At 24.3% G+C, this 686-nt stretch carries 1 protein-coding gene; it reads right to left on the bottom strand.

Annotation, left to right across the window (positions count from 1 at the left end; genetic code table 11):
* Nucleotides 1-686 (bottom strand): hypothetical protein (locus HMPREF9088_RS12160; protein ID WP_007209390.1); only part of this gene is annotated, 686 nt, incomplete at both ends.

The raw sequence follows: 686 nt of genomic DNA, 5'->3' as shown, positions 1-686 counted from the left end.
ATTTTAAATTTGTAATCTCAAACAAATCAAACTCAACATCTTGATAGTTAGCTGTTTTAAACACTAATACAAAGTCTTTATCTATATCAGTTGTATTATCCATTTTAAAGCCTTTGTTGCCTTTTTTGATAATAATATCAGCACCTTCAGGATTTAATCCTAAAGCTTCTAATTTAATCTTAAAAGTAGATATATCAGTATCAATAGTCAGCAACACATCATTTAAATATTCACAAGCATCTATAATATCATTACTAAATGCTTTTCTTGCTTCATTGTCTGTATCTAAAAATGATTTGTCAGAAACACCTTCATTTTTAAATTCAAAATCCTTAAATCTAAAATAAGTAGTAAATTCAGTATTTTCAGAGCCTTTTGATTTTAAAATATACTCATAATTTACTTTTTCTAAATTGTATACTAAAGTAGTTTCACTATTTGATTGTCCTACCAATTTTTTTAAATCTGATATATGATTTTCAATTATTTCTGCTTCTGATAATGTCTTATGACTATATCTCTTTAATTCTTTGCTTAAATCTAATGATAATATATCTGTGTATTTATTATCATAAGTCTTTGCTGATAATTCTAAAGTATTGTTAGATAACCAATTAAAGCTTAAATTATCAATATTTATATGACTTAAAGAGGGGTTTCTGAAGTAATTATTTATTGTGGCTTCA

It is taken from the genome of Enterococcus italicus DSM 15952, assembly GCF_000185365.1.
Lineage (GTDB): Bacteria > Bacillota > Bacilli > Lactobacillales > Enterococcaceae > Enterococcus_G > Enterococcus_G italicus.
The sequence above is the reverse complement of the archived record's forward strand: the minus strand, read 5'-3'. Positions and strand labels throughout refer to the sequence as shown.